Source organism: Rhizobium sp. BK316 (assembly GCF_014193695.1).
Taxonomy (GTDB): domain Bacteria; phylum Pseudomonadota; class Alphaproteobacteria; order Rhizobiales; family Rhizobiaceae; genus Rhizobium.
The window spans coordinates 563,448-588,944 of the sequence record NZ_JACHZR010000001.1; the positions used below are offsets into that span (position 1 = coordinate 563,448).

Genomic DNA, 25,497 nt, shown 5'->3' on the forward strand with positions numbered 1-25,497 from the left:
GCCCGGATCCGAGGTTCGTCGACCGACGGACAACCAACCATCAATGGAGAAAGACAATGAGTGTAGGAATTCAGGTCCCCGCCGGTGCGCCCGATTGGATCAACTATCTCGAAACCACGTGGCTCAACTCCTTCTCATATCGCAGCCATGGCTCGTTCAGCCCGGGCTCGGCGCCTTACGACCAATGGGTCGCCGGCAACGCCGGTACCACCCAGTCGGGCGTGGTTCTCAACGGCGATTTCAGCTACATTCCTCCGGGCGGCTTCGTCGGCTCGCTCGATACGCTGGAATTCGGCTCGCATCTGACCGGCAGCACGGCCGCCGGCTATGATCTCAGCACCGTGCTGACGCTGGACCTGTCGGACGCGACCGCCTCTACGGCGTTCACCTATGCGATCTACTACCTCTCAAACTTCGCCGACCTGACGCATCTCTATGACTATCTCGGCGAACAGGGCACGACGCAGACCGGCAATAGCGGCGGCCTCGGCGAGACCCTTTACAGCTTTGCCGGCGACGATGTGCTGACGGGCGCTGGTGCGAGCGACTTCGACACCTTCTACTATCGCGCCGATCTGAATGCCGGCGGATGGGGCGATGATTCCATCACCGACTTCGTTGACGGCAACGACCTGATCGTTCTCGATGGTTATGGCTGGGATGATTACAGCGACTTCGTTACGGCTGGCGGCAGTATTTCCGGTTCGACGATCTCCTACGCCGGCAACAGCATTGACGTCGCTTTTGCAGGCGGCGGCACGCTTGACAGCTCCGATCTGATCTTCGTCGCGTGATCGGCCGATGAGGAACCAATTTTTGGTTCGGACGTCGTCGCAGCCCTTTGCTGCGGCGACGATCCTCCCGCTGAAGAGCAATGTCGTCAGCATCGCCCTCATCAGCGGGGTCGTCAACCTGCTCGCCCTGACATCGCCCCTGTTCATGCTGCAGGTCTATGATCGCGTGCTCGCAAGCGGCAGCGTTCCGACGCTGATTGGTCTGGCGGTGCTTGCCGCGGGCCTCTACGCATTCCAGTCGATCCTCGATATCGTCCGCGCCCGTGTCTTGCTGCGGATCGGCGAGCGATTTGACGGAAAGCTCAGCGCCCGCGTTCATGAGGCCGTGATACGCCTTCCATTGGTCAGTCGAGCTCAAGGTGACGGCTTGCAGCCGTTGCGGGATCTCGACAACGTCCGCGGCTTCCTGTCCGGCACAGGCCCCACGGCCTTTTTCGACCTTCCGTGGATGCCGCTTTATCTCGGCATATGTTTCCTCTTCCATGTCTGGATCGGCGTGACGGCGCTCGTCGGCGCGGTCATCCTTGTCTCGCTGACGCTGATCACGAACACCCTGTCGCAAGGTCCTATCCGCGAAACCATTGCCCAGAACATGATCCGCAACGGTCTTCTAGAAGGTACCCGTCGCAATGCGGAAGTCGTCCGCGCGATGGGACTGGAAACGCAACTCGCCAAACGATGGCTGAAGGTCAACGCCGCCTATCTTGCGGCCAACCGCCGGGCCGGCGACATTGGCGGTGGCTTGGGAGGCGTGTCGAAGTCGCTGCGCATGATGCTGCAGTCCGCCATTCTCGCTGTCGGTGCCTATCTCGTGATCACTCAGCAGGCCACGGGCGGCATCATGATCGCAAGCTCGATCATGATGGGCAGGGCGCTCGCACCCGTCGAACTCGCAATCGGCAACTGGAAACCGTTTCTGATGGCACGCCAGAGCTGGGCTAGGCTTCAGGACCTGCTGGGCAAGATCCCTGAGGCCAAGCCTGTCACGGCTCTGCCACGCCCTGAACGCGAGCTGCGCATCGAGGCAGTGACCGTCATGCCTCCGGGCGAAAGAAAACCGACGCTGGCTGGGCTCGGCTTCTCGTTGGTCGCAGGAAGCGCACTCGGCGTGATCGGTCCATCCGGATCGGGAAAGTCGACCTTGTCGCGAATCCTGGTCGGCGCCTGGCAGCCGTCGGCGGGCAAGGTCAGGATCGATGGCGCCAGCCTGGACCAGTGGGACAGCGCCGCACTCGGCGAGCATATCGGCTACCTCCCGCAAGGCGTGGAACTGTTCGACGGAACCATTGCCGAGAACATTTCGAGGTTCGAGGAAACTCCTGACGCAGACGCGATCATCGCCGCGGCGTGCACGGCCGGCGCCCATGAACTCATCTTGAAATTCGAACTCGGCTATGAGACGCAAATCGGCGAAGGCGGAGCCGCGCTCTCGGCAGGTCAGCGCCAGCGCATCGGCCTTGCACGTGCCCTTTATCGCGATCCGTTTCTGGTCGTCCTTGACGAGCCCAACGCCAATCTGGACGCCGAGGGTGAAGCAGCCGTTGTCAGAGCCATCGCGGCGGTTCGCGATCGCAAGGGCATCGTCATCGTCGTTGCCCATCGACCCAGTGCACTTGGGGTCGTCGATCATGTGCTGATGATCGAAGGTGGCAGGCAAAAGGCCTTCGGTCCGCGTGACGAAGTGCTTTCCAAAGTTCTCAAGAGCGGCTCTGGCCTGCCCGCTGGCCGGGGCTTTCCGGCAACCGGCGTGAGCACTGCGCCACTGCGGGTGATTGCAAACGTCGCCCGGGCGACATCCGATGCAGCAAATGGCGCCATAGCGGATAGTCAAGAGGATGCCGATGTCAGACATTGATGATCGCGAAGTCAGCCGTTCAATCCGCCGCCACCTGATGGTGGGCGTCATCGCTTCGCTCGCGATGGTCGCAGGTGCGGGGGCGTGGGCCTCGATGGCGGATCTCGCCGGAGCGGTCGTTGCATCGGGGCGTTTTGTTGTCGATTCCTATGTCAAGAAGGTCCAGCATCCGAAAGGCGGGGTCGTCGGAGAAATCCTTGTAGGAGAGGGGGATGAGGTCAGGGCTGGTGACGTGCTCATGCGCCTCGATGCCACCCAGACCCGCGCCAACCTGGCGATCGTCACGAAGCGGCTGAACGAATTGGCCGCGCGGCTCGCAAGGCTCGAAGCCGAACGTGACGATCTTGATGAAATCGCTTTTCCAGACTGGCTGCTTGCCGCCGACAAGGATCCTGAGGTGGCTGCTGCCATCCATAGCGAATCTCGATTATTCCAGTCCCGGCGGGACGCGAGGGAAGGACAGAAAGCCCAGCTCAATCAGCGCATCGCGCAGTTCGAGCATGAGATCGCTGGGCTGAAGGCACAGGAAGTTGCCTATGGCGAGGGAATAGAAGTTCTCAATACGGAAATATCCGCTTTGAACAGATTGCGCGAACAGGGCATCGTTTCCGACCAGCGGCTGAACGGCCTCAAGACCCAGGCTGCGACCTTCGGCGGAGAACGCGGCGAAAAGATTGCTTTCCAGGCCCAGTCGGCCGGCCGGATCACTGAAACGCGGCTGCAGATCCTGCAGATCGACCAGGATCTCAGAACCGAAGTCGGCCGCGAATTGCGGGAGGTCCAGGCGCAGATCGGCGAATATGTCGAGCGCAAAGTGGCAGCCGAGGACGATCTGAAACGCATCAATATCGTCGCTCCGCATTCCGGCGTCGTGCACCAATTGGCGGTCCATACAGTGGGTGGGGTGATCTCTCCTGCCGATCCGATCATGCTGATCGTGCCGGAAGGGGATAATCTGGCCCTTGAAGTTCAGATTGCACCGAAGGATGTGGACCAGATTCAGATCGGGCACGCCGCCTTGTTGCGCATGACCGCTTTTAATCTTCGCACGACACCGGAGCTGAGTGGTGTCGTCAGCCGAATTGCGGCCGATCTTACCACCGACGAACGGTCCGGCCAGTCCTACTATTTGGTGCGTGTCGCTATCTCGCAAGCCGAAAAGGAAAAGCTGAAGAGCCTCACGCTCGTTCCAGGTATGCCGGCCGAAGTGATGATCAAAACGGGTGACCGCACCGCACTCTCCTATCTCGTCAAGCCGCTCTCCGACCAGGTCCTGCGCGCCTTTCGGGAGGATTAAGATCGACGTGATCGCCGAAATCGGAGCCCGGCTTTTCGAGCGCTACCATGCCGTACGGGCAGTCCCCAGCGCGAACGTATGGGAGGAAGTGACGAGGGCGACGTGAGCCTTGAGCGAAACGGCACAGTTTCCCGGATAGGAGAGATTGTGCTGGATCAGATGCTTCAGCAGCTCATCGGCGTTGCGCTTTTCTGTTAGCGGAAATGTCACTGTCATGTGCGTTCCTCGACAGAGAAAATTGACCCTTCGCAGGGATTAAGGCGTGAATCCTTTTGCGCTGCAACAAGAAAAATTTAACCGTAAAATTAAAATCGATTAGTTTTTGAAGTGTATATTTTAAAATCGTTTTAAATCCGGAAGCCGCCATTGGGTACGGTGTGCGTCGGGAAGCTGCGACAAAAACACACGCGGCTGGATAAGACCTTGTTAACCATCCAGCTCCCAGATGGAGAGAGGTTTAAACGTTCTGCCAGAGCCGTGAAATTCGTTCCGCCGCGTAGGGCTTTAAATCCGCACATATCTCCCTCGATAGCCGATGCCGACGAGTGGGTTATGCGCTGGTGCGTTCTGTTCTCGGTGTGTGGCAATGTCGATCATTCATAGTATCAGCGTAAGAAGCGGTCGGCTGGTGAAGCTCACCTTCGAATCTGCCTCCTTCACGCGGGCCGCTCGCAAAACGACGGGAACGGCACGTCAGGCGAGAAGTCGTATCGTCACCCTCGCTGGCGTCCTCGGCATCGTCTACGCCGGGATGTTCGGCAAGCTGATTTACTATGGACTTGTCGTCGACACGACGACATCGAGCATTCCGCCAAATCCGATCATGGCCTCCCGGCCTGATATTCTCGACCGCAACGGCGAGCTTCTGGCGACCGATATCCGCACGGTTTCGATGTTTGCCGAGCCGAGCCATATGGTCGATGTGGATGAAGCGGTCGAGAAGCTGACGCAGCTTTTCCCGGAGCTTGACCGGAAGGCGCTCTATCAGAAACTGTCGGACAAGCGTTCGCAATTCACATGGCTGCGTCGCCAGCTGACGCCAAAGCAACAAAGCGAGGTTCTGGCTCTCGGCCTTCCCGCCATTGGCTTCCGCCCGGAGGTAAAGCGCTTTTATCCCGGCGGGCGCACGGCAGCCCACATTCTCGGCTATGTCGATATCGACAACAAGGGCATGGCCGGCATGGAGAAGTATCTCGACACGCAGGGCCTTTCGGATCTGGAATCCACCGGGCTCGCAGTGCGCGAGAATCTGGAGCCGGTGCGGCTGTCGATCGACATCCGGGCGCAGAATGTCGTTCATGACGTCGTCACCAATGCGATCACTACATACAAGGGCAAGGCCGCCGGCGCCGTCATCCTCGACGTCCATACCGGCGAGGTGCTCGCCATGGCGTCCGCGCCCGATTTCGATCCGAATGACCCGCAGGCGACAGGCAGCGAAGGCTGGCTGAATCGTATGTCGAACGGCACCTTCGAAATGGGCTCGACCTTCAAGACCTTCTCGATGGCATTGGCACTCGACAGCGGCACGGTGAAACTCTCCGACAGTTTCGACGCCACCGGGCCGCTGCACTACGGCGGCTTCACCATCCATGACGACCATGACGTGCCGCGCCGCTGGCTGACCATTCCGGAGATCTTCCGCTATTCTTCCAATATCGGCACGGCGAGGATGATGGACCTGGTCGGCATGGATCGTCAGAAGGATTATCTGACCCGCTTTGGCCTGTTGACCAAGATGCAGACCGAGCTGCCGGAGGTGAAGACACCGACACAGCCGAAAGTCTGGAAGAAGATCAATTCGATCACGATCTCCTTCGGCCATGGTGTCGCGACCACGCCACTGCAGACGGCGGTTGCCGGTGCCGCCCTCGTCGACGGCGGCGAGCTCATAGAGCCGACCTTCCTGCCGCGCTCGGCGGAAGCGGCGGCGAAAACCGAACAGCAGATCGTCAAGAAAAGCACCAGCGACACAATTCGTTATCTCTTCAAGCTGAATGGCGAACAGGGCTCCGGACGCACCGCCGATGTGCCCGGCTTCCATGTCGGCGGCAAGACGGGCACGGCGAATAAGGTTGTGAACGGTCACTATTCGCACACGTTGAGCTTCAACGCCTATCTGGCTGCCTTCCCGATCGATGCGCCGAAATATGTAGTGCTGTCTTTCATCGACGAACCGCTGACCGGCCAGCACGGGCTTACTTTCGCGACGAATACTGCCGCCCCAATGGTACATGACATCATCAGTCGGGTCGCACCGATCCTGGGCGTCGAACCGGATTTCGGGCAGAATCTGCTGGCCTCGTATTGAGACCGTGCCAGACGCTATCCGATAACGCAGGTTACCCGACTTTCTTTACTTTGCGTCATCCAGGCCACATACTTGCGGCCTAGGTCATTGGATGGAGGTGCGCACCTCATGTCCAGTCGAACGAACGTCACTGCAAAACGCCTCATGGACGCCTGCGAGCTGCTGCTTTGCAAGGCGCATGCCCTCGAAGAGCTGACGGCGCGTCGGAATGCGATCCGGGTGCAGGCGACGCCTTCGAGGGCTGAGCTGGTCGACATTCTTCCTGGGCTCGTCGAGAGCTTCGCTTGGGGCTAGTGCGTAACGTTGATATTCGGACTCCTCTACAACTTCTTCGCCCCACGCTGGCGATAGCCGAACGCAGGTGATCGGAGCGACGCTCAATCGCAGCGGCATGCTTCGCTTCCGGGCTACGCAGGTCGGCAAGGACACGGCGCTTTCCCAGATCATCCGGATGGTCGAGCAGGCGCAGGCAAGCACGGCGCAGGGCAGCAGGTGGCTGGCGTCGCCGAAAACCACCTGGACCAATTGCCGAGCCTGATCGATGAGTTGGCAGACGGCACGATTGCCGTGTTCTGAAGAGTGCTCGACCATGGGTGGCGGTCAGCAGCAATTGCTGGCAATCGCCCGCTCGCTCGCTGATGACCGCGCCGAAGATCGTCGTCATCGACGAACCGTCGGTGGGCCTAGCGCCGATCGTCGTGCGTGACGTGCTGAACGCGATCACTGAGCTGCGCGAGAAGAGCAACATGACGATCTTCATGCCACGATCGACGGCGCCTCCCGCCTCGGCGTCGCCTCTGTTGCCACCTGGAACGCGTTCATCTTCGTGGCTCTGCTTTGCGCGGACTCCTCCGTCAAGACCCTCCCGGTCGGGCTTGCGGAATTTTCGACCGAGTTCAACCCGATTGGGGAGCCGTCATGGCCGCCTCCATGGTGAAATGGATCGAACTGGGAACCGCTTCACATGGAGGGCGCTAACGTTTCAGGTCATAGGCTTGGTGAGATGCACGAAGCTCTGCCAGGGTCTTGCCGACGCAGCTGCCGCCCTCAGCGCCGCCGGTTGCCTTCGCGTGGCCGTCCAGGGTGATCGTGCCGGCCATCCGTTCAGATGCCACATAGGTCGCGACACCATCTTGAGAGATGCGCGATATGTAGAAGGCATGATAGGTGTCTTTGTACTTGCACTGGATAAGCAATGGAAATTGATCGAACGGATCGTCCTGCGCCTGGAGCGCGGTGAGTGGAAGCCATGCTAGCGAGACCAGACTTGCAAGAAGCGTTTTGGTCAATCCGTTTGATATTCGGCCGAATGCGTACTTCATTGCTCAATCCCTCCTTTTGCAAGATCATGTCTTCCGAAATCCGCTGCCGCTAGATCGTCATTGCGATGAGTGCATCGCGGTCAAGAAGGCGAACAATGCGTTGCAGTTTGCCGTTCAGGCAGAGGATGCGCTTTCCGCGGAGTTTCGTGAAGCAGCGGGCGACGGTTTCGACCGTCAATCCGAGATAGTCGGCGATATCGCTGCGCGACATCATCATATCGAATTCGCAGTTTCCGGGATGACGATCGGCCATTTCATAGACAAAGGCGGCAACGCGCTTCAGTGCGCTTTGCTCGGTGATGACGAGTTGTTTGTGCTGTGCCTTTGCGAGGTTCGTCAGGGCAATGTGGAGAAGGTCTATGGGGACGACTGCGTCCTGATTGACGCGAAAGGGCCTGATACAGGTTTCGCAGACGGCTTCCGCGAAATCGGTTCGAACATTCCCCGTTTCCAGACCGAACCACTCACCCTTGCCGCAGAAGGACAGGATGTATCGCTGCCCGCTGGCCGTCAGGCGATAGATGCGCACCGCACCCGCTTCGACCCGATAAATCGCAAGCGCATATTCGCCTTCGCTATAGATCATCTCGTCGGCCTTGAGCTTGATCGACTGATCCTTGGCCGTCCCAGCAGTCGCGCCATAGCGGTGTCCCGGAACTGTCGTCTGCTTTACGATCGCGTGGTCTTGAAGCATATGTGTCGCTCCCATCCGTATCGCAGAATAGGCAATCGCGGCCCGCCCCGGTATTCGAGATACCCCTTACGTATTACTACGGAAGCCCCGGAGCCATCGACAGGTGTATAAAGCTATTCCCCTTGAGGAGAGCGATACGAAAATATCGCGGGAGGTCTCGATGGCATCGGAAGAGGAAGGGGACGGTCGCGCAATTCAAGACTCTGCAAGCGTGCGTGCACAACTTGACCTTATACTCGCCAGTCCGGAATTCCTTGCCCCTGAGCGCGGGCGCCGCTTCCTGCAATATATCGTTGAAGAGACGCTTGAAGGACGCAGCGAACAGCTTAAGGCCTATACGATTGCACAGGCCGTTTTTGGACGCGATGCCTCCTTCGATGCACAGAGTGATCCGGTCGTCCGCATCGAGGCGGGGCGGATCCGTCGCGCGCTCGAACGATACTACCTCGTCTGCGGACGCAGTGACCCGATCCGGATTACCGTCCCCAAAGGAAGCTATGCGCCGCACTTTTCCAGGAGGGAAGACAGTTCGGGTACGGGCGAAATCTCCGTTCTGCAGAACCGCGAGAACAAGCGGCGCCCACTCGGGCGGGAGCGGCGGTTAAGCTATCGAGATCTCCTGTTGCCGATCGGCATCCCCGCGCTGTTCGGGGTCGTGGCTGTACTCGCTCTTGTCCGTCCGCTGGAAGCCTATCTCTCCCCACCAAAAGGGTTGCCGGCCCCTGCCACATCAGCGTTGAAGAGCAAGATCAGGATTGCTGTCGAACCCTTCGCCGCTCTCGGCGGTACCGTGCAGGGAGCAGATTTCGTGAAGGGATTGGCCGATCAGCTGATTGCAAAGCTGACGAAGGTGGAAAATCTTGTCGTGCTTGCCCCGGCCCGCTCCAGGACGGAAGTGACCGGTTCGCTTTTCAACCTGCAGGGAAGCGCCCTCGTCGAGGGCATGATCCTTCATCTGCATGTCCGCCTGATAAATGACGCCGACGGCGCGGTTATCTGGGCAAATCAATATGATCGAGACCTGCGCGGCCAGAACATTCTCGATGCTGAGGACGAGATCGCCGCACAAATCGCCATGGAGATTTCGAACAGCCAGAGGCTGAACGGCACAGGCACCGATCCATAGCTTATCTTATCTTATCTTATCTTATCGACACGGGGTCGACGACCAGCCCTGAGGCGCGCAGCCCGTTCAGGAACCGTTCCTGGTCCTCCGGCCGCTGCAGGCGGAGCGACACTTCCTGGCGGATATTCGTCATCAAAGTCGGCGCGTGGATATTGAGCCAATCCTGTTCCAGCATGGCTTCACCCGTCTTTCCGGCTGCTCCGAGAATGGATAGCAGCACAAGGCGATGCATGGGATTATTGTCGAGATCGGACCGTCTCGACCACTGCTCGGCCTCTTCGATATCTCCCTTCATGAACGCGCACAAAGCCATGCCGACCTCGTAATAGCCTCTGGTGCCGACACCCTTGTTGAGGGCGACCGACAGCAACTCGCAGCCCGATTGCCATTTCCCCGACATCGCCAATCGAAAACCGTATTCGCCTGCGAGTTCCACATCATCAGGGTCTGCAGCGTAGGCTGCGGTACCGGCCTTCAGGGCCTTGTCGATATCTCCCCTGAAGAAGCTCACCTGCATCTGCGCCTGCAGCACGCGGGGATTGTCCGGCGCGAGTGATGTTGCCCGCTCCACCGCAGCGCTCGCCAGTGCGAGAGGCTGGGTCGACGATGACGTGCCGAGCGTGTAACGGAATCTGATTTCATCGAGATAGGCCATGGACAGCAGCGCCCAGGACACCGCGTCATTGGGAAAACGCTGGGTCGCCTGTTGCAGGCATTCGCGTGCTGCACCGTGACTTTGCGCAGTCATGGTCTGGCGGTAGCTGGAATAGGCGAGCGTACAGGCATAGGCACTCTGGTTTCCCGTCTGCGCCGGTCGCGCTGCCATATCCGTGTCGGTTTGGAAGATAGCGCCATAGGGCTGCGCGACAGCATTGGCGATTAACCGGGCGATGTTGCCTTGAATCGCAAGCTTGTTTTGATCTTGAAGATCCGCATCGAAATTATTGGCCCAGATGACCGCTCCATCCAGTTGGCGCACCAGCCTGGCAACGGCACGCAGCCTGCTTCCATCGAGCTGGACATTGCCCTGCAGTGCGTAGTTGGCAGCGGTGGCGTGTTCACCACGCAGCGGATCGGCGACCACGACAATGTCATCGAACTGGGCGAGCTGCCCGATAAGGTCGTCCCGGAGGCCACGCGCGATATCCGAACCGGCGTGAGCGGGGCTGCTTTCGGCAAAAAAATCGATGATCACCTTTGGCTTGGGAGGTCCCGGCGGCATCGTCGCGGTCGGAGTATCACGCAAGGACAATGCGGACGTGAGAGCGAGGACGACGGCCAGCGCAGTTCCGAGACCGATAAGGGTGGCAAATCCCGGACGACGTGTTTCCTGAAGCGAATGATCTTGATCTTCGTATTCGGCATTCTGCGCATTATCCGAGACCTCGGCGGGCTCTGCCGACGCCGGCGCACCCCGCGCATATTCGAAATGCGGGACATATCCACCCTTGGGCACAGTAATGACGACGTCATCCCTCTGGCCTGCGACGAGATAGTAACGCTCGAGCGCCTTTCGTATTCGGCCGGCCTCGATTCGAACAACCGGATCGTTCTGCGGGTCGAACGAAGCTTCCCGACCAAAAACCACATTTGCTATCGTGAATGCCTTCAGGAAGTCCGATCGGCCGGCGAGCGTCTCATTGACGACGAATGCCAGGAAATTCCGCCCGCGTTTCGGCGCGTGAAACTCCTCGCTTGTGAGAATTCGTTCGACCTGCTGGCAGATTTCATCAGCCGTTGGCCCAAGACCGCTGAAGGCATTGATCTTTGCGCTCCTCATGATCGCCCCTACGACAAGATCACGCAATTATTTAAGCCATTTCTAACACATCATACCTCACAAGCCTGGGGTTGCAAGCTCTGCTTTAGAATTGCCGAATATAAGTTGACCAGCTGCCGATCGGCAAAGCCTTTGCGGTTTCAAGCGGTTGCGTCGCAGCATCGATGGTGATGGCCATGCGCATAAGCTCTGCCAGATTGCGCGCGCCCATCTTGGCCATCACATTGGCGCGATGGACCTCCACCGTACGCGAGCTGATGCCGAGATGATAGGCGATCATCTTGTTCTGTAAGCCATCGAGTACGCCGGAGAGGACCTGATGTTCGCGGTCCGTGAGCTGACGAAGTCGCGCCGCAACGCTTTCGCAATCGGCCACGGCGCTGCCGCATCGCCTTTGCCTCATTGCTCCGTTAATGGCCGCGATCAGCGCCTCTTCCCTCAACGGTTTTTCCAGAAAATCGGACGCTCCCGCCTTCATCGCCTGAACCGCGGCGGCGATATCGCCCCGACCGGTAATGATGATCGCCGGCACGTCCGTGCCGACACGCCTTAACCGCTGAAGCAATTCGATGCCGTTTACATCAGGCATGCATAGATCGGTAACAAGGCAATTTCGCCCCGACAGCGGGAGAAGTTCCAGAAAGGCTTTCGCACAGCTGTGTGCACGAACGGCAAAGCCTGCCGACACCAGCAGAAACGTCAGAGATCGCCGGAGCGACTCCTCGTCATCGACGAGATGGATCGTAAGGTCATTCGCCATTGATTGTGGTCTCCACCAGCGGGAGCGAAAACGTGAGGATTGAGCCTCCCTGTATTCCCTTACGCGCGCTTATGCGGCCTCCATGCGCTTCAATGATACGCTTGGACAATGCCAGGCCCATGCCAAGTCCGCGCGGTTTACTGGTGACGAAGGGACGAAACAGCGCCTCTTCGATCTCGGCGGCAATTCCGCAACCATTGTCGGACACGTCGACGACCAGATGCGAGAAATTGTCGGTCCTGGTGTGGATCGCGATAGTCGGCCGCTCGACGCCGTCGGTCGCGTCCATGGCATTGTGAAGAAGGTTCATCAGTACCTGGACGATCTGGACACGGTCTGCGACTACGATGTCCCGCTCTGCTTCGAGTTGCAAATCGGTGTGAAGGTCTTTCCGGGGTGATCCGGCAAGCCCAAGCGCCGTCGCTCTGTGGATCAACGCGTGCATCGCCTCCCGTTGTTTCTCGCCGGTGCCGCGCTTTGCAAATTCTCTGATGTTCTGGACGATCGTTCCCGCCCACAAGGCGTGCTGCGTAATTTCCGACAAGGCTTCGCGAAGCTCCTCGCCGTGCCGGCGACGGTCGTTCGTCATGAGGCGCCTGCACCCCTCGGAGTAAGCGGCGATCAAGGAGAGCGGCTGGGACAGTTCGTGAGCCAGCGTCGTTGTCATTTCTCCAAGCGCGACTACTCTTGCGAGACGCGCCAGCTCACATTGAAGCTCCTGAACCTGCTGCAATGTCTCGCGCTCTGTCCGGAAGTCCTCAAAGATCGCCGCAGCGAAGGTTTCTTTTTCGCCCTGTTCTCGGATGATGGTCAGCGCAGTTGGAAACTGGACGCCGCTCTTGGTCGTTGCCAGACCGGCGCGTGCCGCGCCCTGGTCCGCCCAGCGTCCCCTGAGCTTGACATCCGGTGTCGCCGACCAGACGAGGTCGATCTTGCGGTCGAGCAATTCATCTTCCTCATAACCGAACAGGATCACCGCAGCCCTGTTACAGGCTGAAATTCTATTGTTGTCGGTCATGAAGAACACTGCGTCCGGTATGTGTTCATAGAGTTGCCGGATCCAGTTCGCCTGTGGCCCGTTATCTCCCTTGGACGCATTACGCACGGGTTCGCGGCGTGCTATTCGCGTTCCGATGAACGAGATTCGTCCCGTCAGGCTTGAGACAAGGGAACTGAAGTCGGTAACATGCGGCGCTTCCATCTTGGTGGACATGATGGTCTCCTCCGCCCTTGAGAAGTAATCCAGTGCCTCGACGGCCTCCTCAACAATGGCGCGAGTTTACCATCCTTGGATGGGGGATCGGTGTAATATCGCGTAGACTCTATTGGTCTTTTCCTACAACCGGACCTGCCGAAGGCCCAGCGAGCCAGTGCCTTGGCTCGCCTCACCTCCATTGATCCGGCTCAATGCCTCTGGCTCGTCGTTCCGCTATTCTGGGACGTCGTGGGTATATGGCCATTTGGGAGAGCTGGTTCACTGCGAGGAGGGCTCGCGATCGCTGGTGTAACGCCAAGGCAGGACATGGCGGAATGCAACATCCGCAGATGTGCTGGCAGGAAAAACCATGCCGGCGGAGTGACTGGCACGCCGAAACGATGGCATCTTGCCGGTCGACGCCGGTGCATCGTCGGGGAGGGTTCGGTGATGTGGCGCTTGGTCGTTGAAGCTCCGTTCGAAGAGGACATAGAACTCGCCGTCATCGACGACGAAGGTACCCATGCCCTGGTCTTTCCTTGCCAACGTCTGCCCAGCGGATGGGCCAACGCCATGACCGGCGAGATGCTTGACATTCACCCGACCCATTGGCGCGCATGGCAAATTCAGCGATGTGATCCGTCCGATCTTCATTGAAAGGGACTGCAAATGCCTCGTCAGCCGGATCCCGGCAGTTTTTGCTCTCAAATCGGAACATATATTTGCTAGGTCGGGAACAATCCGACCGCTTTCTGCCTTCGTATCAGTTGCAGACGTGCTTTGAATACGGAGCGATCCATGAGCCTAGAACGCGGTCGCAGAAAACTGATGTTGCGGCTTCCCGATATCCGTCATCTTCTGGCGGAGATAACCAACGAGACGCTCGGCGAGATGTTCGAGGCCTATGATCTTGCCGTCGATGCGTTGGACAGATTTCGGATTCAAAGACCGAGGGAAGATAAGCTGATTACAGAATATGAGCAGCTCTGCCGCGAAATAGAGCAGGAAGTCGTCGTCTACTGCACCAGCCGATGAGCTTGGCGATACCTATCCGATGTGTTCCGCTTCGGGTCCATTTGAGATCGCCGGCGGCCAGGCCCAGGCTCTCAGCAACTCGTAGAAGACGCTGAGGACGACCGGCCCAAGAAACAAACCCAGGAGCCCGTGAGAGAGCGTGCCGCCGATGACGCCGATCAGGATAACGGGCATCGGCGTCGAGAGGCCTCTCGCCATCAGGATGGGCTTCAGAATATTGTCCACGACGGTGATCGGCACCGCAAGGCAGGTAAAGATAAAGGCAGTCGCAAATGGCCAGGAGAACCATGCCCAGATGGCGACCGGCAGCAGCACGAGCCCAGGGCCTAGCTGCATCACGCACAGCATGAAGACCGCAAAGGTCAGCGCACCGCGTGCCGGAATGTCAAAGAAGGCAAAGCACAATCCGCAGAGCAGGGTCTGGAGGAAGGCAACGCCGATCACGCCTCGCGAGACATTCCACACAGTGGTTCCTGCCAGCCGGGCAAAACCGACGCCCTTTTCGCCGGCAATCCGGCTTGCCAGCACCTGTATTACCGCAGCCAGGGGCGCGGACCACGTGAGAAACAGCCCGGAGAGCATAATCGAAGCGACGAAGCTCAAGACGCCGCCGCCAATCGAGGCGAGCTTTGCGACGACAACACCCATGACCTCACGGATAGGCGCCTGAAACTTGATGATGGTGGAGGCGAGATCGCCCGCAATCTGGTTCCAGATGTCATGGACACGCTCGCCGACGACGGGCCATTCCTTGATGGCGGCCGGTGCTGTGGGTAGCGTGAAGTTCCCCGTCCGCAACTTGCCGGTCAGTGCCTGCACCGCATCGGCAAAATTGACCGCAACGAGCGCGAGCGGTGCGATAATCAGTACAAGGCAGCCGACAACGATGATACTAGCCGCAATCACCGGCCTGTTTCCAATCAGTCTCGAGAGAGCCTGGAACATCGGAAACAGCGCCACTGCGAGGATCGCCGACCAGATGACGATCAGTGCGAAGGGCGCGATGAGAACCATCGTCCAGTAGGCGAAAAGCCCGATGATGCCCAACCGGACTAGATCACTTACTCTCGCCTCTATCGAAATCTGGCCCGCATCGGTTTTCCGCGCCGGCGTATCGGCTGTCTGCTCCATTGTTACATCCGCCACGTTCCAGGCCGCCAACGCTTACGACGTCGTGTCGGGCACGATATGGCGAATGCTGCTATCCTCTATGAAGTCGGCCGGACGCTTCTGACGTTTTCCCAGATCGGGCTCGTCAAACTTCACCCGCTCATAGGGAATGGACTGCAGGATATGCGAGATGCAGTTAATCCGCGCGCGCTTCTTGTCGTCCGAAGGCACGATCCACCATGGCGCATGGTTGGTGTCGGTCATCCGCAGCATCTCGTCATAGGCGCGCGTATAATCCCACCAGCGCTGATAGGATTCGAGATCCATGGGGCTAAGCTTCCACTGCCGCACCGGATCGTCGATCCGCCGCCTGAAGCGCCGCTCCTGTTCTTCCTCGCTGACGGTCAGGAAATACTTGAGCAGAATGACGCCGCTTTCGACGATGGCCGCTTCAAAGCGGGGCGCGAGCTCCAGAAAACGCCGCGCTTTCTTATCGCTGCAGAAGCCCATGACACGATCGACGCCCGCCCGGTTATACCAGCTGCGGTCGAATATCACGACCTCGCCGGCGGCCGGCAGGTGAGCGATGTAACGCTGCATATAGATCTGCGATTTCTCGCGATCTGTCGGTGCAGGCAGCGCCACGACCCGGAAGACACGCGGACTGACCTTTTCCGTTATCCGCTTGATCATTCCCCCCTTTCCGGCAGCATCGCGTCCCTCGAAGATGATGACGACCCTTGCGCCGGCTTTCTTCACCCAGGCCTGCAGATGAGCGATTTCGACCTGCAGCCGGCCGATCTCTTTCTCATAATCCCATGATTTCTTTTTCTTTTTATCCTTGCCGCGACTCTCATCGCCGGCGGCCTGCTTCGGCTCGTAATTCTCGTCCATGGCTCTCCCTCCTTCTATCACTAAGGTGCATTGCTCGCCGGCGTGGCACTACTGATCTGGTCGATATCGCCGATCAGTGTCCGCAGGGCTTCTTCTCTGCCGTTAAAAATATTCTCGGCGCCGACCATCTTGATGACCCCGGCCCGTTCGAGAATGACGCGGCTTTCGTCGCTGAGATCGGCAAAGGCGAAGATGATGTTTCGCTTCACGAGGATTTCGGCGACGGCCTCGAGCGCGGTCGCGCCGGTGCTGTCGATTTGTGTGATGGCGCTGGCATCGAGCACCAGACATTTGGTATCGGCGGGAAGCTCCTTTGCCACTGATGTCAGCCGGATGCGAACGTAATCAGCGTTGTAGAAAAGGATGCTGCCCTGCACCGCGAAGACGGCGGCGCCCGGGACGGGCCGGGCCTCCGGATAGCGCTTGAGATCGAAGAAACCGTGCCGCCCCTCGATGCGGCCAAGAAGGCCGTCGCGCGGAAACATGGTCTTCCGTAGGAGATAGACGAAGGTTGCGGCAATAGCGACGATGACGCCATTGAGGACACCGAAGCTGATCGCCCCCCACATGGCGATCAGCGCGAAGACGAATTCCATACGGCTGATGCGCCAGATCTTCCTGAGCTCGGGAAGATCGATCAGGCTGATGGCAGCCATTGCAAGGATTGCGGCGAGCGCGGGAATGGGAAGGATGCGCAACGCAGCATGAAGGAAAACCAGCACGGCGATCAGTGCTCCCGCGGAGACCAGTCCTGCGACCTGCGAAACGCCGCCCGTCGACAGATTTATGGCGGTTCGAGAATCCGATACGCTGACCGGAAACGAACCGAAAAACCCGGGCGCTATATTGGCTGCGCCAAGCCCGACCAACTCCTGATTTGCATCGACCTCGTCACCGGTCCGCGACGCGAAGCTGCGCGCCGCCACAATGCCGGAGCCGAAGCTGACAAGAAAGATCGCAACCGATCCGGTGACGACTTTGTCGAGAGGCATCTGATGAAGCGGGGGTAGGGAGAAACTCGGAAGTCCGCGCGGTATGTCCCCAACGACGGCGATGCCTTGGTCCCGAAAATCGAAAATCGCGGAAAGAACGACCGAGATAACGACGACCAGAATAGGACCTGGAATTTTGAAAGGGAAAAAACGGAGGATCCACAGCAGCGCGAACATGCTAAAGCCGAAGATGAGCGACGGCCAGTGGATCAGGCTGCTTTTGGCAAGCAATTCGGCGAGCGGCTGAATCAACCCATCGGATTCGATCTTCACTCCCGTGAAACGGCCAATCTGTCCCACGAGGATCGAGAGGGAAACGCCGGCAAAGAACCCGACTAGAATGGGGCGGGAAAGAAAGTTTGCGAGGACGCCAAGCCTCAACAATTTGGCGGCGATATAGCAGACGCCAACGCCGAGGGCGAGGGCTGCCGCGATCGCTACCCGGTCGCCGCTGCCCGTGGGATCGGCGGCTATGATCGTGCCCATTGCAGCCGCCAGCACCGACATTGACGCGGCATCAGGACCCACGATCAGAAGGCGGGACGGGCCGAAAATCGCATAGGCGATCGGCGCGACGATACTCGCATAGATGCCGGTCTCCGGCGGCAGGCCGGCGACGGCGGGATAGGCGATGGCGCTCGGCAGGCCGACGGCGGCGATCGACAGGCCGGCCGGGATATCGCTCCGGAACCAGCCTCTGTTGAAGCCAGTCAAGCCTCGCAACATCGGAAGACTGCCTATCACCGCTAACTCCTATGCTTTCACCGTTGCCATTTGCGTCTTGGCATTCCACCCGGCTGCAACTGGCCCTGGGCCATCAGAGGACGATTGCGCGCCTTGGCCATGAGATGAGGAATGTCGTGGATCGCAATCACTGCGTAAAACAGGGTGACGACAACAAAGACCAGCACGCCCAGGGCAAAATAGTCGAGAAACACGGACGCTCCCTTCCGGCTGGTCTGGCCGAGCCGTTCGATTGCTATCGACAGCAGGATATTAGGCCCGTTTGGGCGCTGAAGCCCGTAGCATCGCGTAACCTCTATCGGCGTTGGCAGATGACCCGAAAAATGAAGAGGCGGGATCGGCAGGGTGGATGCCGTTCCGGCCTCGGCCTGCCGTATTCATCGCGTTTTTAGAAGCCGGCTAACGTAAGATCACGTATTTTACGTCTGCGGCCGATCCGCCTGTTATATAGTTCCCGCATCTGCTTGGCGCAGTTCAGCGGCGGGGGGAGGAGATGGTGTCGGGAGAAAGTGGTTCGACATATTTGTCCGCCATAGAGACGGCTGAGACTTATTTTCCTGAGCAGAAGCGGCTGGTACAGCGGCTTTTCTATGCAAACGAGGCTTTTCACAGCATGTGCGAGGATCTCGCTGCCGCTGCACAGGCTCTGGCGCATGTCGAGCGGTTACCTGAGACGGTGCGAGAGGCGCGGCGGCTGGAATACGCGGGGCTCGTCGATGCCCTCCTGAAAGAGATGGGGGAGGCCATCGCCCAATCGAAAATTGTGGTGCTCCGGCGGTCAACGCAGACTGGCCCGAAACCTTTGTAGGCGTATCTGTCGTTCAAAACTCAAGGGAGGTCCGTGCGTGATGAAAGCAATTTCCCGCAAACTGCTTGGCGGATTGTCGGCACTGGCAATTATCGCGTTGCAGCCGGCCCTCCCAGTGCGAGCGCAGACGCAGCCCCCCGTACCGACAGCAGCACCAGCGCAGACAAGTACAGAACAGCCCGCAACCGCACTCCTGTCTGATGATGAGCTTGAAGTGCTCGTAGCGCGGATTGCGCTCTATCCGGATGAATTGGTTGCGGCAATTTCGGCCGCCTCGCTCTTTCCTCTACAGATCGTCGAGGCGCAGCGCTTCCTGGAAGCAAAGAAGAAAAATTCCGACCTCAAGCCCCAAAGCGATTGGGACGGCAGCGTCGTTTCGCTGCTCAACTACCCAGACATCGTCAAGATGATGAGCGAGGATCTCGATTGGACGCAGTCGCTCGCCGATGCGCTCGCCAATCAGCAGAAGGATGTCCTGATTGCCATCCAGCAGCTTCGTGACGAAGCGGTGGAAAAGAACATCATCAAGACGGATGACAAAGTGACGATCGTCACCGAAAACGACAACATCATCATCCGGCCGACCGATCCGGAGAAGATCTATATCCCGCAATATCCGCCGGAAATGCTGTATGAGCCGGGCTATGTTTCGGCGCCGATCTCCTATTATCCCGATTATTACGACAACTACTACTACCCCGGGGCAACGTTCTTTGCTGGCGCTGTAACCGGCCTTGCCTGGGCGGCCATCGTCAACTGGGACGACTGGGGAGTATGGGGCGGCCGCTGGGATGGCGATATCGACATCGACTGCAACAATTGCCTGAACGACCGCAACTTCAACGGAAAGCTGAAGTGGAACGACGTCGACTGGAGCAATGTCGATCGCAGCAAGCTCAGCATCGGCAAGGACCAGCTTGCGAAGATGGACCGGTCGGCGATCAAGTCCGGCCTGCAGGCCGACAATCGCAACCAGCTGCGCAACAGGGCCAACGATATCCAGGCGAGCCAGCGGCCCGGCAATCGCGCTAGTTCGGCACGTGCGGAAGATATCCGCAAGAGCACGGCTCAGGGCCTGAAGGACAGACCGCAGGCAAACAGGCCAACAGCAGCAAATCGACCAGCGGCAGCCAATCGGCCGGCAGCATCCCGGCCCGAGGCACGTCCTCAGAAGGCCGCCAATCGACCGTCCAAGCCTGCGCAGAAATCCGTCAATAGGCCCAATAAACCGCAGATGGCTGCCAGACCCGACAATCGCGGACGTCAGACGAGCGCACTCGGCAATGTCCAGTCCGGTCGTCGTGAGGCAGTTGCCTCGAAACGAGGATCGCAGAGCATGGGCGCCCATCGCCAGTCAGCTCGTCCCGCACAGCATCGGCCGCGCCCACAGGGTGGCGGCGGTCGCGGTGGCGGTGGCGGCAGACGGCGGTGAGACCTCTTTTCAGTTCAGGGAGTTACATCATGAAACGTCAATCGACCGTAATTCCGCTCATGCTCGCGACAGTACTTTGCGCAATGCCGGCAGCACCCGCACTTTCGCAAGAGCAGACAGATCTTGCCGACTACAAGGCGGCAACGCCATCGCCGAAATTCGACAGTCCTGAGCTTGCGCTCGATAAGCTCAAATCGGTGCTGGGCTCGAACAATATCGACGATCTTGCCACGTTGCTCGGCTTGAAGCCGGACAAGCTGCGCTCGAACAACGAGGCGATGATCGCCTATGGATTGATCCGCGAAGGCGCCGAACGACGGGTGGTTTTGCGGGATTCAGAAGGCATGAAGATCGTTGCGATCGGCGATCGGCTTTGGCCCCTGCCGTTTCCGCTGACCGAGGGCAAGGACGACAAATGGTCCTTTGATACTCAGCGCGGCCTCGAGGAGATCATCAATCGCCGCATTGGCGAAAACGAACTCGCCACCATCGACACCATGCATGAATATGTCGCGGCCCAGTATCAATTTGCATCCGAGGACCGTGATGGCGACGGCATCTATGAGTTCGCAAAGAAATTGATCAGCAGTCCGGGCAAGATCGATGGCTTGTACTGGGATCCAAACGTTTATCCCGAGGAAAGCCCGGCAAGCGCGCTGGTCGAGACAGCTGCCTTCGGCGCCGCCAAACGCGGGGAGGGCTATTACGGCTATCGCTACCGCATCCTGACGTCCCAGGGAGACAACGTGCTTGGCGGCAAGCAAAGCTATATCATCAACGGTTATATGACCGGCGGCTTTGCGCTCATCGCCTGGCCGGTCAAATATCGGGTCACCGGCGTGCAGACATTCATGGTCAACGGGACGAGCGTCATCTACCAGCGCGATCTGGGACCGGAAACGGAAGCGCGCGCGGCGGCGATCAAGGATTTCAATCCGGATGCCAACTGGACCGTCGTAAGCGAATAGGATCTTAGTCCATGCTGCCGGTATCGCCGGCGGTATGCGCAAGACAGCGGCCATGGCGCGGTTGGAATAGTGTTCGTTCCCACCTATTGCGCCAGGTTCGGGGATCATCCTGGCTCGCCATTCGATCTACGCAAGCGTCAGTTCCTCACAAGTGCCGGCAAAGACGTCAACATTCCAGCCTCTGCCTTCATGAAGAACGCGGTCGCAATAATATGGCCAGCCGCGTGGAGCAGGAGATTTCGTGCCTCTCGGATTGGAATTTCGTACCCATATTCCTTCCGGGCGAGGCCGGCGCGAAATCTGATCGTCAGGTGCGGGGAACGCCCATCCATCGAGCGGACACGGATGGAGTTCTGATCCCGGCGGTAAAGCTGGACATGCAGGTCGTTGGCGCAAACGCGCCCACGGTCGTTGCTGACCGGGAACTTTCACTCGATCTCGGTCGCTTTCAATTCGGTATTCCCTCGCTCATGCCTGATGTTGCCGGTCAGTCGACAGGCGGCTCCCAGGTGAGGAAGAAGCCCACATCCCCAGGCATGCCGTCGGGAAAGTTGATGATCATCGCCTTGAGCCCGTAACCTTGAGGTTTGGCGACCTTCTCGAAGAGTTCGTGAAGTTCCTTTGCCTTTCCCTGCAGTGTTTTCTGCCATCCCGGAAGGTTGTTGTTGATGGCTCGGCCGCTATCCGTGCAGAAGGTCGAGGGGAAACTGTAGATCAGCGCCTCGTATTTGCCGTCTGCAGCGGCTTTCATCACCAGTCGCTTGATGACGGCGCGTTCCGTTTCACCGATCTGTTTGCGGAAAAAGTCCTCGACGAATTCCGAATGTTTCTTCGCTTCACGCGCCTTGATCTTTTCGTTGCGCTCCATTTCCAGAAGCTGGAGTTCCAGAGCACGTTTGCGCAGCTCCTCTGCGCTTGCCATGGATTGGGGTGTGGACGTCTCAGGTGATGTCATCGCCGTCTCCTCCAGAGTGCATGGGCGATGATAGAGCGCGCAGGCAGCCGAAGGCAGTAAAATACACGTCCGATCCGGTAGAATACGGTATCTTACGCCGGCATATGACCCGCGAAGACCTGCCAGGCCATCAGGTGATCCATTGCGCAAGCTTTGTTTTATTAGTGTTTTCTATTAAATGACATTGCCGTCATGGCGGCTCGGGACTATCGTCCAAGGCAGTATGCTGCAGGTTGTTATCAATCGGATTCTGGCGGATTCTGGGGGAGCCGATGGCAAATGCAGGCGTTGACAGGGCCGGCGGCAGCACGCCTTCGCAGGAGGAGGTGCGGCAGCAGCTTGAGCGCATTCTTTCCAGCCCGGAGTTTCGTCTTCCCGAGCGGGCGAGAAGATTCTTCGAATTCGTCGTGACGGAAACACTTGAGGGCCGTCGCGAGTATCTGAAGGCCTTTACGATCGCGCAAGCCGTTTTCGGCAGGGATGCGAATTTCGATGCTCAACAGGATCCATGCGTCCGTATCGAAGCCGGGCGGCTGAGGAGGGAGCTGGAACACTATTACCTGACCGCCGGCGGCGCTGACCGGATCATCATTACAATTCCGCTGGGCGGTTACACGCCGGTCTTCGACGTGAGGCAAGGCACTGAGCCCGCAGATATGTCGAAACTCAGGCATTCCGATCAGCCGATATCAGGGGGAGGCGATGCGCGGCAGGCCAATATCATCGGAGATACGGTCGGCCGAGACAGGGCGAGCTGGCGCTTGTCACGCCCCCGATATTGGCTCCCTGCGGGGGGCGCAGTGATCCTCCTCGTCTCGGCGGCGATGCTTTTGCATGCAAGGTTGTTCGATATGGAAGCCGAGACAGCGACGGCGGCCGACAGCCGCCCCACTATCGTCGTCGAACGCTTCGCAAGTGCCTCTGAAGGAGGGCTCGCATCCGATATCTCCAGAGGCATTACCGACGACATCATCGAAAAACTCGTCCCCTTCAACGACATCGTCGTCGCCGTGGCCGTGCTGCCGCGCAATAGGGAAGGCCGGGCTTCGTCGGAGCCGCTCTACGCGCTCCAGGGAAGCGTCCGGCTGGAAGGCAATACTCTGCGCTCAACGGCAAGGCTCGTGCGACGGGCGGATGGAGTGGTCATCTGGGCAAACAATTACGATGCCGACACGAAAGTGCAGGGCATCCTGAAAACGCAGGGGAGCCTTGCCGAAGATATCGCGACGGCGGTCGCACGGCCGTTCGGCGTTATGTTCGAAACGGACACCGCCAGCATTGCCGGAAGTGCCGACACTTTTTCCTGCATTCTGTCCTATTATAGCTATCGCAGCGAAATGACTGCGCAGGCGCATGAGATGGCAAAATCCTGTCTGCAACGGGCCGTTGAAAAGAAACCCGATGTTTCCAATACCGTCGCTCTTCTTTCGCTGATCCATCTCGACGAGTTCCGTTTTCTGTACCAGCTGCACACCAAGCCGACAGCCGCTACGCTCAGCGTTGCGAAAGAACTTGCCGAACGCGCAGTAAGGCTCGACCCGAAGAATGCGCGCGCGCTTCAAGCACTAATGCTCGCCAATTTTTTCAGCAATGACCCGACCGGAGCCCTGCATGCCGGCGAGGCCGCCTATGCCAGCAACCGGAACGACACCGAAGTGGCAGGTGAATACGGCTTGCGCCTCTCGATGTCGGGAAAATGGGGCAGGGGTTGCGAACTGGTTTCCGAGGCCGTCAGCCGGAATGCCGGACCACGCGGATATTACGAGGTTGGAATGGCGCTTTGTGCTTTCATGCGGGGCGACACGCAAGCCGCGGAACTGTGGTCCCGCATGTCGGACCTGAACTACAATCCGATGCATCGCCTCGTATTGCTCTCCATCCTCGGCACGCTGGGAAAACCGGCCGAGGCCAAGGAGCAGCTCGATTGGATCGAGCTCAGGTCACCGGCATTGATCCCGAACGTCAGACGGGAGGTCGCCAAGCGGCTGGCGCGGACCGAAGACCAGGAGCGCTTTCTTGCGGGACTCAAGGCTGCAGGCCTGCCGGTGTCGGATGATGAGGCGTCAAAGGACTAAAATGGCGATAGCCATGCAAATGCGGATGGCGCCGAAGCTTTCTCAAGCGCCGTCGCCGCTCCTTGGCTACCGGCGTCTGTCGAGACATAGCAGCCAAGCGATCCCGAGAAGACCGGAGAGGGCACTGACCACCGCAGTGCCGGAATAGCTGGTGATGGCTGTGCCAGCGGCAAAGAGAAGAGCGCTCAGTCCGGCGCTGAGAAAGATGTTAACGGAAATCAGCGCGCTGCCGAGACCGGGCCGCTCGGCGATCAAGTCCTGCAGATAGGTGATTGGAATGGAGATCAGTGACGCCGCGCCGATGCCACTGATCAAGGTGAGGGCATAGACATGCCACGGCTCATGGGCAAAAGCCAGAAGCAGTAGGTAGACGGCATAGATCAATGCCCCGGCTGCAAGGGCCGCGAGTTGGCTGATGCGACGCAGCAGGCGCGACCAGACGATGATGAAGACTACCTCGAGGAGAGCGACGATCCCGACCAGAATACCGATATCAGCGACAGTACCGCGGGCGGCGCCGGTTACGACGAGGGGAAAAATGGCGTCGTTCACATGCAATGTGCTGCTGATCAGCGCGATCGCCGTGATCCTGCTGAAGATTTTGGGAGAAATCACCTGGCCAAGTGCGGCGAGATAGGTGAGATGGTGGGCGGCAGCATGATCCGTGCCGCTCTGTCGGGGCAAAAAGAAGCCCACGAGTCCCACACAGACAAGGCAGGAAATAGCGGCGAAGAGATAGGCTGGCAACATGGTCGAAGAGGAGGAGAGCAGAACCCCCGTGAGCCCGGGAACCAGGACCCAGGAAAGCGAGATCATCGCCCGCACGCCGGAATTGACGGTCGCCACGTCAGCCGGCGCCATTCCATGGGCCGCGGCCCGGACATTGGCAAAGAGCAACGAGTTCAGGCAACCATAGACTGGCAGCAGCAGAAGCGCGCTGAGGACAAATATGTCCTGCGTCGGGAAGAAGAAGACTGCGCCATAACCGACAACGCCGAAGGTCGCCGCAACAAGCATCATCGAACGATATTCACCGAGCCGGTCGGCAAGATTGCCGAGCAGAATGCTGACGATTGCGTTGACCGCCGCTGCGGCGAAGATCAGCGCAGCATAGAGTTCATTCGACAGGCCGAGCTCGCGGATGCCGACCACAGACCGATAGGGGGCCGTCGTCGCTCCGGCAAATCCGAAGGTGAAGATGGCGACCATGCTCACCCGGATTGCAGGATTACGGAAAACGTTGGGAATCAAGCGGTTCATTATCGTCGTCAGCTGGCTTTGAGGCGTCTGGTGCGGATCGGGAAACCGCGATCGCACTAGGATCGTCATGATCAATTTCGGTCGCGCCTG

Annotated in this window: 23 protein-coding genes and 2 pseudogenes; 12 read left to right on the forward strand and 13 right to left on the reverse strand. The window is 58.9% G+C overall.

Translation table 11 applies throughout. The features are described from left to right. Positions 1–56: 56 nt before the first annotated feature. From FHT87_RS02455 to FHT87_RS02465, 3 genes are read left to right on the forward strand one after another with little or no spacing between them, the layout of a single operon-like run. A complete protein-coding gene (locus FHT87_RS02455; RefSeq protein WP_183799171.1) occupies positions 57–794 on the forward strand; it encodes a hypothetical protein in 738 nt (245 codons plus the stop codon). Between the two features lie 7 nt (positions 795–801). Then, positions 802–2,649, forward strand: a complete 1,848-nt coding sequence (locus tag FHT87_RS02460; protein WP_183799174.1) for a type I secretion system permease/ATPase — start codon at positions 802–804, stop codon at positions 2,647–2,649. Beyond that, on the forward strand, positions 2,636–3,946 hold the full coding sequence (locus tag FHT87_RS02465; protein ID WP_183799177.1) for an HlyD family type I secretion periplasmic adaptor subunit: 1,311 nt from the start codon (positions 2,636–2,638) through the stop codon (positions 3,944–3,946). The genes FHT87_RS02460 and FHT87_RS02465 overlap by 14 nt, the downstream gene beginning before the upstream one ends. Before the next feature lie 42 nt (positions 3,947–3,988). On the opposite strand, the gene FHT87_RS02470 is transcribed toward FHT87_RS02465, so the two are convergent. Next, positions 3,989–4,162, reverse strand: coding sequence for a hypothetical protein (locus tag FHT87_RS02470; protein WP_183732908.1), 174 nt, complete (start codon positions 4,160–4,162; stop codon positions 3,989–3,991). 370 nt (positions 4,163–4,532) lie between these two features. Here FHT87_RS02470 and FHT87_RS02475 point away from each other — a divergent pair, with 370 nt between their 5' ends. The 3 genes and pseudogenes from FHT87_RS02475 to FHT87_RS02485 all read left to right on the forward strand — a co-directional run. Further along, complete coding sequence (locus FHT87_RS02475; RefSeq protein ID WP_183799179.1) at positions 4,533–6,257, forward strand: penicillin-binding protein 2; 1,725 nt, start codon at positions 4,533–4,535, stop codon at positions 6,255–6,257. Between the two features lie 108 nt (positions 6,258–6,365). Beyond that, the gene (locus tag FHT87_RS02480; RefSeq protein WP_246699550.1) at positions 6,366–6,551 is read left to right on the forward strand and encodes a hypothetical protein; all 186 of its coding nucleotides are present in this window, start codon (positions 6,366–6,368) and stop codon (positions 6,549–6,551) included. A gap of 52 nt (positions 6,552–6,603) precedes the next feature. After that, positions 6,604–6,795, forward strand: a pseudogene (locus tag FHT87_RS02485) (hypothetical protein); the annotation flags it as partial. 436 nt (positions 6,796–7,231) lie between these two features. On the opposite strand, the gene FHT87_RS02490 reads toward FHT87_RS02485, so the two are convergent. Both FHT87_RS02490 and FHT87_RS02495 read right to left on the reverse strand, forming a co-directional pair. Beyond that, positions 7,232–7,579: a hypothetical protein gene (locus FHT87_RS02490; protein WP_183732898.1), complete on the reverse strand. Its 348-nt coding sequence runs from the start codon at positions 7,577–7,579 to the stop codon at positions 7,232–7,234. 49 nt (positions 7,580–7,628) lie between these two features. Next, positions 7,629–8,273, reverse strand: a complete 645-nt coding sequence (locus FHT87_RS02495; protein WP_183799184.1) for a helix-turn-helix domain-containing protein — start codon at positions 8,271–8,273, stop codon at positions 7,629–7,631. Positions 8,274–8,433: 160 nt separating this feature from the next. Here FHT87_RS02495 and FHT87_RS02500 point away from each other — a divergent pair, with 160 nt between their 5' ends. Beyond that, complete coding sequence (locus FHT87_RS02500) at positions 8,434–9,399, forward strand: hypothetical protein (protein ID WP_183799187.1); 966 nt, start codon at positions 8,434–8,436, stop codon at positions 9,397–9,399. 16 nt (positions 9,400–9,415) lie between these two features. Here FHT87_RS02500 and FHT87_RS02505 read toward each other — a convergent pair whose 3' ends face one another. The 4 genes from FHT87_RS02505 to FHT87_RS02520 all read right to left on the reverse strand — a co-directional run bounded on the left by FHT87_RS02505 (position 9,416) and on the right by FHT87_RS02520 (position 13,659). Further along, entirely contained in the window at positions 9,416–11,179 is a 1,764-nt protein-coding gene (locus FHT87_RS02505; RefSeq protein ID WP_183799190.1) for a hypothetical protein, read from the reverse strand. An 85-nt stretch (positions 11,180–11,264) separates the two neighbouring features. Next, positions 11,265–11,939, reverse strand: coding sequence for a response regulator (locus FHT87_RS02510; protein ID WP_183799192.1), 675 nt, complete (start codon positions 11,937–11,939; stop codon positions 11,265–11,267). Continuing rightward, positions 11,929–13,140, reverse strand: a complete 1,212-nt coding sequence (locus tag FHT87_RS02515; RefSeq protein WP_246699551.1) for an ATP-binding protein — start codon at positions 13,138–13,140, stop codon at positions 11,929–11,931. The genes FHT87_RS02510 and FHT87_RS02515 overlap by 11 nt, the downstream gene beginning before the upstream one ends. 273 nt (positions 13,141–13,413) lie before the next feature. Continuing rightward, complete coding sequence (locus tag FHT87_RS02520; RefSeq protein WP_183799198.1) at positions 13,414–13,659, reverse strand: hypothetical protein; 246 nt, start codon at positions 13,657–13,659, stop codon at positions 13,414–13,416. A 273-nt stretch (positions 13,660–13,932) separates the two neighbouring features. Here FHT87_RS02520 and FHT87_RS02525 point away from each other — a divergent pair, with 273 nt between their 5' ends. Continuing rightward, entirely contained in the window at positions 13,933–14,169 is a 237-nt protein-coding gene (locus FHT87_RS02525; protein WP_183732881.1) for a hypothetical protein, read from the forward strand. A gap of 12 nt (positions 14,170–14,181) precedes the next feature. Here the strand turns inward: FHT87_RS02525 and FHT87_RS02530 are convergent, their stop codons facing one another. The 4 genes and pseudogenes from FHT87_RS02530 to FHT87_RS02545 form a co-directional block, all read right to left on the reverse strand. Further along, a complete protein-coding gene (locus FHT87_RS02530) occupies positions 14,182–15,300 on the reverse strand; it encodes an AI-2E family transporter (RefSeq protein ID WP_183799201.1) in 1,119 nt (372 codons plus the stop codon). A gap of 33 nt (positions 15,301–15,333) precedes the next feature. After that, a complete protein-coding gene (ppk2, locus tag FHT87_RS02535; protein WP_183732876.1) occupies positions 15,334–16,173 on the reverse strand; it encodes a polyphosphate kinase 2 in 840 nt (279 codons plus the stop codon). A gap of 20 nt (positions 16,174–16,193) precedes the next feature. After that, the gene (locus FHT87_RS02540; protein WP_183799204.1) at positions 16,194–17,909 is read right to left on the reverse strand and encodes a SulP family inorganic anion transporter; all 1,716 of its coding nucleotides are present in this window, start codon (positions 17,907–17,909) and stop codon (positions 16,194–16,196) included. Between the two features lie 77 nt (positions 17,910–17,986). Next, positions 17,987–18,103: pseudogene (locus tag FHT87_RS02545) on the reverse strand (DUF3302 domain-containing protein); the annotation flags it as partial. 299 nt (positions 18,104–18,402) lie between these two features. Here FHT87_RS02545 and FHT87_RS02550 point away from each other — a divergent pair. Genes FHT87_RS02550 through FHT87_RS02560 form a run of 3 tightly spaced genes read left to right on the forward strand, consistent with a single transcriptional unit; the run spans position 18,403 to position 21,117 of the window. Next, on the forward strand, positions 18,403–18,717 hold the full coding sequence (locus tag FHT87_RS02550) for a hypothetical protein (RefSeq protein WP_183734167.1): 315 nt from the start codon (positions 18,403–18,405) through the stop codon (positions 18,715–18,717). A gap of 40 nt (positions 18,718–18,757) precedes the next feature. Then, positions 18,758–20,149: a DUF3300 domain-containing protein gene (locus FHT87_RS02555; RefSeq protein ID WP_183800981.1), complete on the forward strand. Its 1,392-nt coding sequence runs from the start codon at positions 18,758–18,760 to the stop codon at positions 20,147–20,149. A gap of 29 nt (positions 20,150–20,178) precedes the next feature. Further along, positions 20,179–21,117 carry a DUF2950 family protein gene (locus FHT87_RS02560; RefSeq protein WP_183732871.1) on the forward strand — a complete coding sequence of 313 codons (939 nt, stop codon included), beginning with the start codon at positions 20,179–20,181 and terminating at the stop codon, positions 21,115–21,117. A gap of 487 nt (positions 21,118–21,604) precedes the next feature. On the opposite strand, the gene FHT87_RS02565 is transcribed toward FHT87_RS02560, so the two are convergent. Next, positions 21,605–22,072 carry a hypothetical protein gene (locus tag FHT87_RS02565; RefSeq protein ID WP_183732868.1) on the reverse strand — a complete coding sequence of 156 codons (468 nt, stop codon included), beginning with the start codon at positions 22,070–22,072 and terminating at the stop codon, positions 21,605–21,607. A 272-nt stretch (positions 22,073–22,344) separates the two neighbouring features. On the opposite strand from FHT87_RS02565, the gene FHT87_RS02570 reads away from it, so the two are divergent. After that, entirely contained in the window at positions 22,345–24,147 is a 1,803-nt protein-coding gene (locus FHT87_RS02570) for a hypothetical protein (protein WP_183732866.1), read from the forward strand. A 66-nt stretch (positions 24,148–24,213) separates the two neighbouring features. Here the strand turns inward: FHT87_RS02570 and FHT87_RS02575 are convergent, their stop codons facing one another. After that, positions 24,214–25,476: an MFS transporter gene (locus tag FHT87_RS02575; protein ID WP_210276803.1), complete on the reverse strand. Its 1,263-nt coding sequence runs from the start codon at positions 25,474–25,476 to the stop codon at positions 24,214–24,216. Positions 25,477–25,497 lie beyond the last annotated feature (21 nt).

Excerpts from the sequence above, each read along its gene's own strand:
- FHT87_RS02455 (WP_183799171.1), top strand. The coding sequence starts at position 57 with ATGAGTGTAGGAATTCAGGTCCCCGCCGGTGCGCCCGATTGGATCAAC.
- FHT87_RS02460 (WP_183799174.1), top strand. The coding sequence starts at position 802 with ATGAGGAACCAATTTTTGGTTCGGACGTCGTCGCAGCCCTTTGCTGCG.
- FHT87_RS02465 (WP_183799177.1), top strand. The coding sequence starts at position 2,636 with ATGTCAGACATTGATGATCGCGAAGTCAGCCGTTCAATCCGCCGCCAC.
- FHT87_RS02470 (WP_183732908.1), bottom strand. The coding sequence starts at position 4,162 with ATGACAGTGACATTTCCGCTAACAGAAAAGCGCAACGCCGATGAGCTG.
- FHT87_RS02475 (WP_183799179.1), top strand. The coding sequence starts at position 4,533 with ATGTCGATCATTCATAGTATCAGCGTAAGAAGCGGTCGGCTGGTGAAG.
- FHT87_RS02480 (WP_246699550.1), top strand. The coding sequence starts at position 6,366 with ATGTCCAGTCGAACGAACGTCACTGCAAAACGCCTCATGGACGCCTGC.
- FHT87_RS02490 (WP_183732898.1), bottom strand. The coding sequence starts at position 7,579 with ATGAAGTACGCATTCGGCCGAATATCAAACGGATTGACCAAAACGCTT.
- FHT87_RS02495 (WP_183799184.1), bottom strand. The coding sequence starts at position 8,273 with ATGCTTCAAGACCACGCGATCGTAAAGCAGACGACAGTTCCGGGACAC.
- FHT87_RS02500 (WP_183799187.1), top strand. The coding sequence starts at position 8,434 with ATGGCATCGGAAGAGGAAGGGGACGGTCGCGCAATTCAAGACTCTGCA.
- FHT87_RS02505 (WP_183799190.1), bottom strand. The coding sequence starts at position 11,179 with ATGAGGAGCGCAAAGATCAATGCCTTCAGCGGTCTTGGGCCAACGGCT.
- FHT87_RS02510 (WP_183799192.1), bottom strand. The coding sequence starts at position 11,939 with ATGGCGAATGACCTTACGATCCATCTCGTCGATGACGAGGAGTCGCTC.
- FHT87_RS02515 (WP_246699551.1), bottom strand. The coding sequence starts at position 13,140 with ATGGAAGCGCCGCATGTTACCGACTTCAGTTCCCTTGTCTCAAGCCTG.
- FHT87_RS02520 (WP_183799198.1), bottom strand. The coding sequence starts at position 13,659 with ATGGGTACCTTCGTCGTCGATGACGGCGAGTTCTATGTCCTCTTCGAA.
- FHT87_RS02525 (WP_183732881.1), top strand. The coding sequence starts at position 13,933 with ATGAGCCTAGAACGCGGTCGCAGAAAACTGATGTTGCGGCTTCCCGAT.
- FHT87_RS02530 (WP_183799201.1), bottom strand. The coding sequence starts at position 15,300 with ATGGAGCAGACAGCCGATACGCCGGCGCGGAAAACCGATGCGGGCCAG.
- ppk2 (WP_183732876.1), bottom strand. The coding sequence starts at position 16,173 with ATGGACGAGAATTACGAGCCGAAGCAGGCCGCCGGCGATGAGAGTCGC.
- FHT87_RS02550 (WP_183734167.1), top strand. The coding sequence starts at position 18,403 with ATGGTGTCGGGAGAAAGTGGTTCGACATATTTGTCCGCCATAGAGACG.
- FHT87_RS02555 (WP_183800981.1), top strand. The coding sequence starts at position 18,758 with ATGAAAGCAATTTCCCGCAAACTGCTTGGCGGATTGTCGGCACTGGCA.
- FHT87_RS02560 (WP_183732871.1), top strand. The coding sequence starts at position 20,179 with ATGAAACGTCAATCGACCGTAATTCCGCTCATGCTCGCGACAGTACTT.
- FHT87_RS02565 (WP_183732868.1), bottom strand. The coding sequence starts at position 22,072 with ATGACATCACCTGAGACGTCCACACCCCAATCCATGGCAAGCGCAGAG.
- FHT87_RS02570 (WP_183732866.1), top strand. The coding sequence starts at position 22,345 with ATGGCAAATGCAGGCGTTGACAGGGCCGGCGGCAGCACGCCTTCGCAG.
- FHT87_RS02575 (WP_210276803.1), bottom strand. The coding sequence starts at position 25,476 with ATGACGATCCTAGTGCGATCGCGGTTTCCCGATCCGCACCAGACGCCT.